Annotated in this window: 10 protein-coding genes and 1 pseudogene; 5 read left to right on the plus strand and 6 right to left on the minus strand. The window is 46.8% G+C overall.

Features of this window, described 5'->3' with window-relative positions:
- Window positions 1–495: 495 nt before the first annotated feature.
- The 4 genes and pseudogenes from FE296_RS11935 to FE296_RS11950 form a co-directional block, all read right to left on the minus strand.
- A pseudogene (locus tag FE296_RS11935) lies at window positions 496–1,245 on the minus strand (AAC(3) family N-acetyltransferase); the annotation flags it as partial.
- A gap of 164 nt (window positions 1,246–1,409) precedes the next feature.
- Entirely contained in the window at window positions 1,410–2,828 is a 1,419-nt protein-coding gene (gene araA / locus FE296_RS11940) for an L-arabinose isomerase (protein WP_150365045.1), read from the minus strand.
- Between the two features lie 446 nt (window positions 2,829–3,274).
- The gene (locus FE296_RS11945) at window positions 3,275–3,970 is read right to left on the minus strand and encodes an L-ribulose-5-phosphate 4-epimerase (RefSeq protein ID WP_047840995.1); all 696 of its coding nucleotides are present in this window, start codon (window positions 3,968–3,970) and stop codon (window positions 3,275–3,277) included.
- 175 nt (window positions 3,971–4,145) lie between these two features.
- Window positions 4,146–5,771 (minus strand): xylulokinase, encoded by a 1,626-nt coding sequence (locus FE296_RS11950; RefSeq protein WP_150365046.1) that lies wholly within the window; start codon window positions 5,769–5,771, stop codon window positions 4,146–4,148.
- A 434-nt stretch (window positions 5,772–6,205) separates the two neighbouring features.
- Here FE296_RS11950 and FE296_RS11955 point away from each other — a divergent pair, with 434 nt between their 5' ends.
- Window positions 6,206–7,297: a GntR family transcriptional regulator gene (locus tag FE296_RS11955; protein ID WP_150365100.1), complete on the plus strand. Its 1,092-nt coding sequence runs from the start codon at window positions 6,206–6,208 to the stop codon at window positions 7,295–7,297.
- A 155-nt stretch (window positions 7,298–7,452) separates the two neighbouring features.
- Here FE296_RS11955 and FE296_RS11960 read toward each other — a convergent pair whose 3' ends face one another.
- Window positions 7,453–8,214, minus strand: coding sequence for a leucine-rich repeat domain-containing protein (locus tag FE296_RS11960; protein ID WP_190945156.1), 762 nt, complete (start codon window positions 8,212–8,214; stop codon window positions 7,453–7,455).
- 356 nt (window positions 8,215–8,570) lie between these two features.
- Between FE296_RS11960 and FE296_RS11965 the strand changes: the two genes are divergently transcribed.
- From FE296_RS11965 to FE296_RS11980, 4 genes are read left to right on the plus strand one after another with little or no spacing between them, the layout of a single operon-like run.
- Entirely contained in the window at window positions 8,571–9,647 is a 1,077-nt protein-coding gene (locus FE296_RS11965; RefSeq protein ID WP_124118666.1) for an iron-siderophore ABC transporter substrate-binding protein, read from the plus strand.
- A complete protein-coding gene (locus FE296_RS11970; protein WP_124118667.1) occupies window positions 9,640–10,680 on the plus strand; it encodes a FecCD family ABC transporter permease in 1,041 nt (346 codons plus the stop codon). Before FE296_RS11965 ends, FE296_RS11970 begins: the two co-directional genes overlap by 8 nt.
- A complete protein-coding gene (locus FE296_RS11975; RefSeq protein WP_124118668.1) occupies window positions 10,677–11,708 on the plus strand; it encodes a FecCD family ABC transporter permease in 1,032 nt (343 codons plus the stop codon). The genes FE296_RS11970 and FE296_RS11975 overlap by 4 nt, the downstream gene beginning before the upstream one ends.
- Entirely contained in the window at window positions 11,708–12,508 is an 801-nt protein-coding gene (locus FE296_RS11980; RefSeq protein ID WP_150365048.1) for an ABC transporter ATP-binding protein, read from the plus strand. The genes FE296_RS11975 and FE296_RS11980 overlap by 1 nt, the downstream gene beginning before the upstream one ends.
- Window positions 12,509–12,784: 276 nt before the next feature.
- Here the strand turns inward: FE296_RS11980 and FE296_RS11985 are convergent, their stop codons facing one another.
- Window positions 12,785–13,924 (minus strand): 5-methyltetrahydropteroyltriglutamate--homocysteine S-methyltransferase, encoded by a 1,140-nt coding sequence (locus FE296_RS11985; RefSeq protein ID WP_124118670.1) that lies wholly within the window; start codon window positions 13,922–13,924, stop codon window positions 12,785–12,787.
- Window positions 13,925–14,060: the final 136 nt, after the last annotated feature.

Here is a 14,060-nt window from a genome sequence, read left to right on the forward strand (position 1 = left end):
CATAATTCTATGGGATACTTATATAAAACTTCAATAAACACCTATACAATACTGCTACGCCAAACTTATTGGTTAATTTAACCATATCTTATCACACCACCATAAGGGTGAGTAGCCCATACACTGGAAGTCCGACCAACCTCTGATCGAAATCCTGATCTATTTTGCGTTTTTGTGAAGGAATCTGACTGACTGTTCCACAAAAAAACCGCCCATATCCAACGGAGCGGCCAGCCAGCAATTAGTTTGATTCAAATGACCCATATCATTCGCGGAGTTCATCTCTCCGACAGTAGTACTTAACCCTATGACCAGGAACATCTACTCTTCCCGCATTTTGGCTATGACTTGTTCATGATCAAGTAAACGTCCGCCTTCAGCGACCTGCTTCTCAGCGATCAACAGCTCCAATTGTTGCCTATAACGTGCCTCGTTTCTGAGATATGCTTCATGACTCATTCCGACCAGATTAGCTTCATATTTAGGAGAATAAAAGGGTTCGTTGTCCGAGAATAAATCTGGATTGTCCTTCAGCAACTCCGTAATTACCTCTGACGTCTTAGCCGCATCACACACTCTAACAACCGCATCACCGAACTTTCCTTTACGCATCGCACCTTCGCGAACCAATACCTCGTCTATTTTCCAGAAATGCTCCGACCATGGCAACCCACTATGTCTGCGGGACGGTACTGAAATCTGGCTTCCATCTGGTAAAACCGTATACAGCATCTCATGCTCGTCTGTCATTCTGCCTGGAATGTCCACCCACTCTTCGACCCCATGGATAAATGTGTTCCGCTTCAAGTCAACGCCTACTAACAAGATCGTCGCTTTCTGATCGAGCAATTTCCCCCATGCGGAACCTCTCGCACATGGTGTATCGAAGAGATGATCGTCCTTAGTAAATACCTCTGCATCTCTCCCGAGTGCCGCTACTGAGTGCGTAGGATGCCACGAACGAACCACGCCCGGACGTTTACGGAAAAGTTCAGGTAGAATACCCACACAGCATACAGAATTTTCCACGTGGAACATTGGGTTATCCGCATTAATGGTAGACCACGTATGGGTGGGAAGCACCAACAATCCGTCTTTCATATAGTCGCTACAGGCATCCAGCACCGTATCTGCTCCACCTTCAACCTCGCCCAAACTCTTCATTGAAGAGTGCATAAGCAACGTACCTTGGCGATCCAAACCAAGCTGCTCTAGTTGCTGCATCAAGCTTTCTTTTGTGTACATATCCTTTCCTTACCTCCTTCATTTCTTATCTCTTTTCGATGGAAAAGTAAACCCATGCTCAGTTTCACATCATGCTTCTCAGCATAACAAACAAAGGGCCGAGGGTTAACCCCCGGCCACAGAGAAAAATTGTATAAGTTCATGCAGTAGCTGCCAATCTACTTTTACTTAATAATAACGTACTCCAGATTCACCAGCTTCGCATATGTCACGATCTGATCTGTCGTCAGGTTCAAGGATACGACCGTATGGTGACCGCCACCATTTTCGATCCATGCTCTAACGCCATCCTGGAAGTTCGGCTTCACGCTCCACAATACACGTGCTACCGGCAGGTTAGGTGCTGGGACGGTAGGCTCGAATGCAGAGACTTCATTGATCAGCAGTTTGTAGTGAGTACCGAAGTCTGCCATGGATACCACGACACCCTCGCCTGCTTTGCCATCGAATACAAGACGGGCCGGGTCTTCACGATCGCCAATGCCCAGTGGGGACACGATAATTCTTGGTTTCGTGCTAGCCAGTGTAGGATCTACTTCAAGCATGTGGGATTGCAGGATTGCTTCCTGTCCAGCAGCCATCTCGTAGGTGTAGTCTTCCATGAAGCCCGTGTTCTCGTTATGGGCCATGATTTTCAGCAAACGATCCAGTGCAGCTGTTTTCCAGTCACCCTCACCGGCAAATCCGTACCCTTGCGCCATCAGGCGTTGCACTGCCAGACCCGGAAGTTGTTTCATGCCATGCAGATCTTCGAAGTTTGTCGTAAAGGCACTGTACCCACCTTCGTCCAGGAAACGTTTGATCGCAATTTCATAGCTCGCTTGCACACGTACGCTGGCTTCCCAAGCTTCCTTGCTGTTCGTACCATAATCAAATTCATAGAGGTCTTTATACTGAGCAATCAGATCATCGATTTCCTGCTCCGTTACGGCGTTCACGTATTGCACGAGGTCGCCAATGCCGAAGTAATCAACCGTCCATCCGAATTGGATTTGTGCCTCTACTTTATCACCTTCAGTTACGCCAACGTTGCGCATGTTATCTCCGAAGCGAGCAACTTTGAGGTTGAAGCCTTCGTTAAAGGCAACCGCTACGTCCATCCAGTCTGCAACCTGTTGTTGAACTTCAGGGCGCTCCCAGTAGCCAACCACGATTTTGTTTTGTTTTTTCAAACGAGCATTGATGAAGCCATATTCGCGGTCACCATGTGCTGCTTGGTTCAAGTTCATGAAATCCATATCGATGGTTGCCCACGGAATGCTTTCGTTGAATTGGGTTGCCAAGTGCAGCAAAGGTTTTTGCAGCAATTTTGTACCACGAATCCACATTTTCGCCGGGGAGAAGGTATGCATCCATGTGATGACACCTGCTACTTCGTCGCGATAATTGACTTCCTTCATGATGCTCGTGATTTTATCTGCGGTTACCGCCAGATCCTGCAATACAAGCGGGTACGGCAGTACGCCGCTGGCGTTCAGGGCATCCGTAATTTTCTGTGCGTTAGCTTTTACTTCGCCCAGTGCTTCTTCTCCGTACAAGTGCTGTGAACCGACCACAAACCAGAACTCTTTTGTTGCTGACATATAATCATCCTCATTTCATTTTTTATAGTTGAACATTATGGGTTTACACTTACCACTCCGATTGCAGTACCATCTTCCGATCGCTGGTTATCCCTGGATTTTTTTGATCAATTTTAATAAGGATGATATCCGGTTATAAAGGCGAGCGCTTCGCTTCTTCAGATTGGTTCTGCACTCTCCGTTATCGTGTAAAAAGTATAGTTGAACAAATGGGTTACACTGGACCGCTGCGAAGCCAGAATAATCTTCCGATCACTGTTATCCCCAGATTTTTTTGATTCCCTTCTCTAAAGGGAAAATCCGGGGATAAAGGTGAACGCTCCGCTTCTCCAGCTTTCTTCTGTCTTCTCCGTTATCGTGTAAAAAGTTTTATACAACTTCGTTGGCAGTAGTAGCACAAGACCTTTTCGATTGGATTAGTGTCATCCGATCGATACGCAAACTAATCACTTTTGTCCGTAATACGCGTCTTTTCCGTGTTTACGCAGATAGTGTTTATCCAGGATGCCTTGCGGCAGTTCCTTCGCGAAGTTATTCAACTGCCGCGCGTACAGGTTCATTTTGCATACTTCCTCCAGTACAACACTGTTCACCACCGCTGACTTGGCATCTTTCCCCCACGTAAACGGTGCATGACCATGAAGCAACACTGCCGGAACCGCCATCACATCAATCCCACGTTGTTCAAACGTTTCAATAATGACACGTCCTGTCTCCGCTTCGTATCCGCGATCCACCTCGTCCTGGTTCAGGAAACGTGCGCAAGGCACAGCCCCATAGAACGTGTCCGCATGTGTGGTTCCCATTACAGGAACATCCAGTCCGGCTTGCGCCCAGATCGTCGCCCACGTGGAGTGTGTATGCACAATACCGCCAATCTCCGAGTAATGCTTATATAGTACGGCATGTGTTGCGGTGTCCGAGGAAGGTCTCATCTCACCCTCCACCACGTTACCGTCCAGATCAACCACAACCATGTCGCTTGCTTTCATCACATCGTAGCTAACGCCACTTGGTTTAATTACGAACAGACCGCTTTCCCGATCAATTGCACTGACGTTACCCCAAGTGAATTTTACAAGTCCGTGCTTGGGCAGTTCCAGATTCGCCTGGAATACCTCTTCCTTCAGTTGTTCTAACATGTTATTCCCTCCCGTTCTCTAATAGTGCGTGTTCAAAAAGTCGGTTTTCAGTACCGAGAAGATGGGATGAAGCTAGAAATGGAGTAGCGGAGCGTAGATAGAGCTACGTGAGCAACGGACATTTCGGCTGAATTCCATATTCGACGTTGATGATGCCATTAGGCATCCTTCGTAATCAAAAGCGGTCTTTTTGAACAACCTCTAGCAGATGATCTACAGCTGATTGCTCAATCGTGAGCCCACTCCGATAGCGTTCGATAAATGTTTCAAACCCTTTCACATCCGATGCATCCGGCGCCACTTCGACTCCCTCAACATCGTTGAAGACTTTCTGCTCCAGGAATACATCCAGGCTCTCCTTTTGATCCTTGTTGATCATGTACGAAGCCAGTAGTGCCATGCCCCATGCGCCGCCTTCACCAGCGGTAGACATTACCGAGACCGGTACATTCATCGCAGCAGCTACAATCCGTTGTCCGACGACAGGGGTCTTGAACAGGCCACCGTGAGCCAAAATACTATCAATGGCTACATTCTCTTCCTCCGTCAAAATGTCCATGCCAAGCTTAAGTGCACCAAAGGCACTAAACAGATGTGTCCGCATGAAGTTCGCCAGACTGAAGTTGCTTTCCGGGGAGCGGACAAACAATGGACGGCCTTTCTCAAGTCCCGTAATGTTCTCACCGGAGTAGTATCCGTAGCTGAGCAAGCCACCCCCATCAGGGTCTGCCTCCAAAGCCTTGTTAAACAACACGCTAAACAACTTGCCGTTATCCACTTCATATCCCATCGCTTGAGAGAATTCGCGGAACAATCCAACCCATGCGTTGATATCACTGGAACAGTTGTTGGCATGCACCATGCCTACTGGGCTACCATCTGGCGTGGTGACCATATCAATCTCGGGATACACTTTGGATAATTCCTTCTCCAGTACGATCATCGCAAATACGGATGTGCCGACGGATATGTTCCCCGTACGTTTTCTCACGCTATTTGTTGCCACCATACCCGTTCCGGCATCGCCCTCTGGCGGACAGAGCGGAGTGCCTGCTTGCAGATCTTGCGAAGGGTCGAGCAACTTGGCTCCCTCTTCCGTCAATGCTCCTGCGTTCTCACCAGCGAGATATACCTTCGGAAGTAGGTCCTCGACCTTCCACGGATAACCTTTGCCTGCGATCCGTTCATCGAACTGTTGGATCATGGATGGGTGGTAATTATGCGTAGACTCGTCAATTGGGAAAATGCCCGAAGCATCGCCGATACCAATCGCCTTATTGCCTGTCAGCAACCAATGGATGTACCCAGCCAAAGTAGTCAGATGATCGATCTGAGGTACGTGTACCTCTTCGTTTAAGATGGCTTGGTACAAATGAGCAATGCTCCAGCGTTCAGGAATATTGAATTGCAGAAGTTCCGTCAGCTCCCTTGCAGCTGCTCCCGTCGTAGCGTTACGCCAGGTGCGGAAAGGTACCAGCAGTTCGCCCGTGCTATCCAATGCCACATATCCGTGCATCATGGCTGAGAATCCGATCGAGCCGACTGTTCTCAGCGTGATTCCGTATTTCTGCTCCACATCTTGCTTCATCTCACGATAAGCCGTTTGCAGACCTGTGATGATATCCTCCTGGTTGTAGGTCCAATATCCATCTTTCAGGAGGTTCTCCCATTCATAACTGCCTGAAGCAATGGTTTCAAAACGCTCGTCAATCAACACAGCCTTAATCCGCGTTGATCCAAATTCTATTCCGAGCGAAGTAGCGCCCTTGGTAATGGCTTCTTTCAAGTCCAATTGACTCATAATCACGTGTATCCCCTCTCCGGTCGCGATTTCACATCCCTAAGGATGCATATATAAGGTGAAACCCTTACTTATGACAGTAGCTAATAATGAATTTTGTATAGATGCGTTCTGTTGTGTTTTCAAAGAATGCGCTTTCCTTTTCTGACAGCCTTAGTATATTTTTTGTACGTACATTTGTCAATAATATATAATAGTTATACTTACAAGGGACACATATTGTACTCTAATTGAGCATTCAAAGGTCGTATACGGCTATAAAATGGCTATGCTGTAAGGTACACCTCTCTGCTAAAAGGCAGGATATGTACGGTTTATTTCGAAAAATGTGCTGTTTTATATGCATTCAAACTGAATCATGCTAAAATATGTACGTACAACTATTTGAACAACAAGGTTGATATAGATGAGTAACGATGAAAGAAGTGGACTACGTGAAGCCAAAATACCAGATCATCATTGATGATATAAAGAGTCATATCCTCTCGGGGGCATATAGCATAGGCGAACAAATTCCAACCGAGTTGGCATTACAGGAAAACTACAATGTAAGTCGCCAGACGGTGCGGAAGGCCATTTTGGAGTTATCAAACGAAGGGTTTTTACGAAGCGAAAAGGGTTCAGGGACCTACGTTAGCAATCAGTATCGATCCCGATCAGGCGGTAATACATCGAAGAAAACGATTGGAGTAATCACGACATACATCTCGGATTACATCTTCCCGTCCATTATCCGCGGTATAGAGAGTCGTCTGAATGAGGACAACTACTCATTACTGCTCGCCAGCACCAATAATGATGTGGCACAGGAGAAAAAAGCACTCGAAATGATGCTCTCCTACGGTGTGGATGGCCTGATCGTCGAACCGACCAAAAGTAATCTGTACAATCCCAATATTGCGTACTACCTTTCGTTCAAAGAGCAGGATGTGCCATTTACGATGATTAACGCGTTCTATGAAGAGCTGGAGGTTCCTTTCTTCTGTCTGGATGACGTGCAATCCAGTTATCTCGCCACACGTGAATTGATTGCCAAAGGCCACACCCAGATCGGCATTATTGCCAAAATGGATGATTTGCAGGGCAAGTACCGGATGAAGGGGTACATCAAGGCACTTGGTGAAGCGAAGTTACGGTTCCATCCTGATCAAGTGCTTTCCTTTGATACCGCATCGAAACCGGAGTTATCCTCCAATGTAGCCACGTATCTGGACGAAAACAGGGATGCGCTCACCGCGATCGTCTGTTACAACGATGAGGTGGGACTGGAGGTCGTGAACGCCTGTAGGCAACTCGGCATCTCGATCCCGGATGAGTTATCCATCATTGGACAGGACAATTCGTACATCGCCAAGAACGCCAACATCAGGCTCACCACGCTAACCCATCCTCAAGAGCAGATGGGCCGTGATGCTGCCGATTGGGTAATCAAGAATCTGCAAGGCAAAAAAGATTTGCCCACCAACACCTACTATCAACCAGTGCTGGTTGAGGGAGAGACGGTGAAGGAGATCGAAGTGGAATAGTATTCGTACGGGAACGGAGTAGCGTTAAGGTGTTACTGAGCGTTTCTTTCCAGCATACCTAAAGAAGACCGTCAGAATATCTGCGGCCTTCTTTGTTTTTTACAATATAATGAAGGATCAACCTTTTCGTACATATACATCTTCTCTAATCAAAACTACTTCGCCTGATCCGCTTCTTCGCTTACCAAACTTACAACGACGCCTTTCTTCTCCAGTTTCTCTACTACCTGCTCAGCACGATCATTCAACGGATTGTTCCCCAGATATACCTCTGTCAGATGTGGGATGGTCTCGAGCACTGCAATATCTGTGATGAGGTTATCTTCTACATATAGATACTCCAAGGTCGGATGATTTTTTAAAGGAGTCAGATCCTGAATTTTATTATCATTCATAATGATCCATTCCAGCTTTAACTTCTGAAGAGGACTCAGATCGGCCACCTGATTTCCACTGGCGAGCAGACTGGTCAGCTTACGCATATTTTTTAATGGAGCCAAGCTTTTGATTTTGTTATCGTCCATAACCAGATTTTGCAGATTAGCCAGACCTGAAAGTGGTGAGATATCTGTAATCTGATTTCCTTCAACAGCTAAGAACGTCAATTTCTTCAACTTGTTAAGTGGTTTGATATTTTTTATATTTTGGCCAGGCAAGAATAAATCCGTCATATTAACGGCATGTTCAAGCCCCTGCAGATTGGAAATCTTACTTTTCGTTTCCATAGCATATATGGATTTTAATTTTTTCAAATCGGCAGCCTTTAGTTCCTTCTTAGCCGACATCTTCAAATCTGCTCGAATAACTTTGGCCAAGACCGGGTCTTTGATAAGCGATGCAGCCGAGATAATAGTGGTCGGTAATAGCACAAAAACCATACATACAGCGATCATACTTTTGATGAATTGATTACGCATATAGATTCTCCCTACATTATTTAATACTAGAAATATACCATGATCTGGAATGAAATACATGGATAACATCTCTAGCTCTATTTAATATCCCCCTCTCTCTCATCCTCTAGCTGTTCCGTTAAGAACGGATAATGGACTACTTTCCCAACGAATGTAAACCGAATATAATATGGACGTTTACAATTTTTTTATTGACACTGTCTTTAATAAAAAGATATATTTATTGATGTTGATAATCATTATCAAATACATAAAACGTTTTACATCCATTTCATCAACATCTCAATGGATGTAACGAACCAATCGGGATGTTAAGCACCACCCAATACATTTTAGGATTCAGGAAGGGGAAACACATGAATACAAAGAGAAAGTTTCCATTAACAGCATTACTGATCTCACTGGTCTTTATCCTGGCACTAGTTGGTTGTGGAAATAAGACTGAAGAACCAGCAGCAACTCCTGCTGCAAGTGACTCAGCAGCTACCGAAACACCAGCCGCTACAGATGAGAATGCCGGATATCCAATTACAATCAAGCATGCTTTGGGTGAAACGGTTATTGAGAAAAAGCCTGAGCGTGTAGCTACTGTTCAATGGGCGAACCAAGATGTCGTTCTCGCGCTTGGACAAGTTCCTGTAGGCTTTTCGGCAGCTAACTTCGGTGTTCAGGATGACAGCGGACTGCTGCCTTGGACTGCGAAGAAACTCGATGAACTCGGTGTAACCGACCCGAACGTTTTCCAAGATACAGACGGACTTGATTTTGAAGCGATTTCCGATTCCAATCCGGATGTTATTCTTGCAGCATACTCCGGTATCACTCAGGAAGACTACGATCTCCTTAGTGAAATTGCTCCAGTTGTAGCCTATCCAACGGCTCCATGGGCAACAACATGGCGTGAGCAGGTTACTTTCAATGCGAAGGGTATGGGGATGGAAGCAGAAGGTGAGCAATTGATCAAAGATACGGAGGCTATGGTCAACGAAAAATTAGCCGCATATCCTCAGATCAAAGACAAAAAAGTGGTTTGGGTTAACTTCTCCGCTGAAGACATGTCCAAACTCCATATCTATACACCTGTAGATTCACGCGTGGCCTTCCTTGGTGAGCTAGGGTTGGTTGTTCCAGAGAGTATCACTAGCCAAATTACAGACCCTAACAGCTACTCCCTGAGCTTAAGCGCAGAGAATGCTGAAGCCCTTAATGATGCAGATATCCTAGTTGGATACGGAGATGCTGAGTTGCTGAAAGCTATTCAGGCTGATCCTTTGCTGGGTAAAATCCCTGCGGTTAAACGTGGTTCTGTAGCGTTCATTGAAGCAGACACACCATTGGTTGCTGCTGGAACGCCAAACCCACTGTCCATTTCCTACACGATCGATGACTACCTGAAACTAATTAGTGGAGCAATCGACAAAATCAATGAATAGTACATCGCTTTCGAACGATAATCGAATACGAGCACATGTCCCCAAGAACTTCATCTTGGTGTTAGTGATTTGTTTTATCCTCCTCGGTGCAACTCTGATTGCCTCACTGGTCTTTGGCTCTAGACCCGTGAGGTTTCATGAGTTAATCGACGGATTATTCCACCCGGAAGTAGACTCATATGGGGCAAACATCGTGCGCAAACGGATCTCCCGAACGCTCTTCAGTTTGTTATGCGGAGTAGCACTCGGTGTATCAGGAGCACTTATGCAAGCCGTTACCCGGAACCCACTTGCCGACCCAAGTATATTGGGCGTCAACACAGGAGCGTCCCTGTTTGTGGTGATCGGTATTGCCTTCCTGAACATCAGCAGCGCCAATCAATATATCTGGCTGGCACTGGCCGGAGCTGCAATAACGGCTGTGTTTGTATTCGGAATCGGCTCAATGGGGCGTGGCGGGGCCACGCCCATTAAGCTTGTTTTGGCCGGAGCGGCCATCAGCGCCGCGCTCTCCTCACTCGTCACCGCCATTATGATCCCTCGTTCGTATGTCATGGACCAGTTCAGGTTCTGGCAAGTGGGCAGCGTAGGATCGGCAACCTGGAGTGGAATCAGTACATTCATCCCGTTCCTGCTCATCGGCATACTCATTGCATTTCTTACAGCACCGGCACTAAACGCCTTAGCTCTGGGTGACGATGTTGCAACAGGACTCGGTGTTCGCACAGGAACACTTCGATTCATCGCGGCCCTTGCAGGAGTTTTATTATGCGGGGCAGCTACTGCACTGGCTGGACCGATTGGTTTCATCGGATTGTTATCTACCCACGTCATACGCCTTATACTGGGTCCTGACTTACGTTTTGTCATACCTATGTCAGCCGTAGCTGGAGCCATCATTCTAACGATATCCGATGTCGGTGGCAGACTCATCAGCAACCCTGGAGAGCTTGAAGTCGGCGTCGTTACTGCCTTTATAGGTGCTCCAATATTAATCATCCTTGCGATGCGATCGAAAGTGCGTTCATTATGAGAGATCAATCGATTGAATTTATTATGGCGGGCAGACGTCATCGACGTCGCCGCTGGATAATTGTCACCAGTCTCCTTGCCATACTTGCATGTGCTCTTTGCTGCGCCATGCTTTTACTCGGCAACACAATCTATCCGGTTAAAGATGTCATCAGCTCCCTTTCTGGAGAGAAGATCAAAGGTGTGTCTTTTGCCGTAAATACGATACGTCTACCAAGAATGCTTACAGGTCTCTTTGCCGGATTTGCGTTCGGTATTGCAGGTTATACCTTCCAGACCATGTTGCGGAACCCGCTGGCGAATCCTAATGTTATCGGGATCACGTCAGGTTCAAGCGCTGCGGCTGTGTTCTGTATCGTCGTACTTCATGCAAGCGGCGCTATTGTTTCTTTGGCTTCAGTGATTGCAGGTCTCGCAACGGTGTTGTTCATATATGTACTCTCCAGAGGAAAAGTATTCTCCATCGGAAGGTTAATACTTATCGGAATCGGTATTCAAGCCATGCTTGATGCGGTCATCTCCTATCTCCTACTGGTTAGTTCTGAAAAGGATATTCCTGCTGCAATCCGCTGGCTCACAGGCAGTCTGAACGGATCTCAAATGAGTGAACTGCCACCTCTCGTGATTACCGTACTGATCTGCTCACCCATCATCATGATGCTGGGCAAACACCTCAGTATATTGGAACTCGGAGAACAATCGGCATTCTCACTAGGTGTGGATACGGACAAAACCAGAATTGCGCTTATTGTGAGTGCTGTCTGCATGGTTGCCATTGCTACCGCGACTACAGGTCCGATCGCCTTTGTCTCCTTCCTTGCGGGACCTATCGCAAAGAGGCTCGTAGGTGTTGGCTCCTCGAACATCATCCCAGCAGGTTTGGTTGGCGTTAATCTGGTTCTGGCCTCCGACCTCATCGGACAGTTTGCTTTTGAGTACAGATTCCCCGTAGGCGTCATTACCGGATTACTCGGAGCACCGTATCTGATCTTCCTGTTAATCCGAATGAATCGTAAGGGGGAGTTATAATGAAACCGACACATGTATTTGAAGCGAAACAACTCGTTGCGGGATATGAAAATAAAACGATTATCCACGGTGTGGACATCGTAATACCGAGTAATAAAATAAGTGTCATTATTGGTTCTAATGGTTGCGGTAAGTCTACCCTTTTGAAAACGATGGCCAGACTCATTAAGCCTACATCCGGCAGCATTACACTGGATGGCAAAGGCATTAGCAAGATCCCGCCCAAGCAATTGGCCCGCGTGATCGGGTTACTCCCGCAGTCTCCTATTGTTCCGGAAGGCATTTCGGTAGCGGATCTGGTTGGCCGTGGAAGATTTCCACACCAATCCTTGTTCAGTGGATGGACCAAAAGGGATTATGAGGCTGTCGCTGAAGCCATGACCATCATGAACATCACCGAGTTTGCTAATCACAATATTGATGAGCTTTCAGGCGGTCAACGCCAGCGTGTCTGGATTGCCATGGCGCTGGCACAACAGACGGATATCCTGTTTCTCGATGAGCCAACGACCTTCTTGGACATCACGTATCAAGTCGAGATTCTGGACCTGCTTACGGAGCTGAATCGCAAACATGGAACGACCATTGTGATGGTACTGCATGACATCAACTTATCGGCACGGTATGCGGATCATATCTTTGCGCTCCATACCGGTAAACTTGTGGCTGAGGGTAAGCCTGCAGAGGTAATAACTGCACCACAAGTGAAAGACATCTTCGGATTGGAATGTACTGTCATTGAAGATCCCGTTTCAGGATCACCAATGGTGGTGCCCAAAGGGCGATATCATGCGAAGTAGACAAATAGCGACAGTTGAGACAAAGATCCCTTTGTCCTAACTGTCGCTATTTTATTTTGTCCACCACAACTCTTCCTCAGTCATGCCGCATCCTGACCGTTATTCTCATCTCTACCCATTGCTTCACTCTCTTGGCTGTTATGGGCTCTGATCAAACATACACTCAAAAGTGAGGATTACACCAAAAAGCCATACGGATGATGGTCCGTACGGCTGATTCGGCAATTTTTTTCTTATACATAACACATGCGTAAATGATGAATGACGCTGCAAATGTTACTTCCAGAGCTCTTCAGCAATTTCCTTAATGAAGGCAAGCTTGCGCCATTGCTGTTCCTCGGTCAGATGGTTGCCTTCTTCCGTAGAAGCGAAGCCGCATTGCGGGCTCAGGCAGATTCGATCCAGATCAACATATTGTGTAGCTTCCTCAATCCGTTTCAGGATATCTTCCTTGTTCTCCAACTCTCCGAATTTGGAAGAGAAGAGGCCAAGTACAACCTGCTGATTGTCCTGCAGGAAACGAAGTGGCTTGAAGTCACCAGCCCGTTCCGTATCAAACTCCAAGTAAAAACCAGAGTAGTTATCGATGCTCAGAAGTGTCTGCGCAATCGGCTCATAACCGCCACCGACTCCTGCAAATGTCGAAACATAATTACCGCGGCAGACATGAGTCGTTACCACGAGGTCTTCCGGCAGGCCAGATACCACTTCTTCGTTCAGTTTTGCAAGTTCGTTTGCATACTCTTCCACATTAACGCCAATCTGCTCCATCACCGCGATGAACTGTTGGTCACACAATGCACCCCACGTGCAATCATCAATCTGGATGCTGCGGCAGCCGGCTTCATAGAAAGCCAGGATGGATGCTTTGTACGCCCCGACAATGTCCGAGAGAAGCTCTTGGCGGTTCGGATAGATGGCCTGTGTGCTTTCCTTATTATCTGCCCGGTCCAATTCGAATAGGAACTGGGCTGCTGCTGGAATGGATTGACGGGCAACAACGTCTTCCCCAGCCGCTTCTTTCAAGAAGGCATAGTGCGCTACAAATGGATGACTGCTGTAGCTGATTTTGCCGCTCAGACGAGCTGTTTCCGGTCTGGATGTCGCACCATTGAATCGGTATCCTTCCTCAATGATTGTCCGCTCTACACCATCCAGTCCCCAGAAAAAGTCCAGATGCCACCAAGAGCGGCGGAATTCGCCGTCCGTTACAGCCTGAAGTCCAACCTCTTTCTGCTTCTGTACAAGTTTCACAATCTCGGCATTCTCCACTTCATTCAACTGTTCCGTGGTAATTTCGCCGTTCTGGTATTTTAATCGGGCATCCTTCAACGCACTCGGGCGCAGGAAACTGCCCACAATATCATATCGAAATGGAGTGACTGTTCGTTGTTTAGATTTTGTTTGTAGGCTCATAGTTTAATCTCCCCGTTTATCATTATAGAATTAAATATAACATATCCGATCGGAATAGCTGTTCTACGAAAGAGTTATAGCCCGCTATAGGTGTTAGCTATAGCGGGCTATATTTAAGGAAACTCTATATACAATC

Source organism: Paenibacillus sp. UASWS1643, from assembly GCF_008693195.1.
Lineage (GTDB): Bacteria > Bacillota > Bacilli > Paenibacillales > Paenibacillaceae > Paenibacillus > Paenibacillus amylolyticus_B.

Bases quoted from the DNA above. Each gene is read 5' to 3' on its own strand.
- araA (WP_150365045.1), bottom strand. From the start codon at position 2,828: ATGTCAGCAACAAAAGAGTTCTGGTTTGTGGTCGGTTCACAGCACTTG.
- FE296_RS11945 (WP_047840995.1), bottom strand. From the start codon at position 3,970: ATGTTAGAACAACTGAAGGAAGAGGTATTCCAGGCGAATCTGGAACTG.
- FE296_RS11950 (WP_150365046.1), bottom strand. From the start codon at position 5,771: ATGAGTCAATTGGACTTGAAAGAAGCCATTACCAAGGGCGCTACTTCG.
- FE296_RS11960 (WP_190945156.1), bottom strand. From the start codon at position 8,214: ATGCGTAATCAATTCATCAAAAGTATGATCGCTGTATGTATGGTTTTT.
- FE296_RS11965 (WP_124118666.1), top strand. From the start codon at position 8,571: ATGAATACAAAGAGAAAGTTTCCATTAACAGCATTACTGATCTCACTG.
- FE296_RS11970 (WP_124118667.1), top strand. From the start codon at position 9,640: ATGAATAGTACATCGCTTTCGAACGATAATCGAATACGAGCACATGTC.
- FE296_RS11975 (WP_124118668.1), top strand. From the start codon at position 10,677: ATGAGAGATCAATCGATTGAATTTATTATGGCGGGCAGACGTCATCGA.
- FE296_RS11980 (WP_150365048.1), top strand. From the start codon at position 11,708: ATGAAACCGACACATGTATTTGAAGCGAAACAACTCGTTGCGGGATAT.
- FE296_RS11985 (WP_124118670.1), bottom strand. From the start codon at position 13,924: ATGAGCCTACAAACAAAATCTAAACAACGAACAGTCACTCCATTTCGA.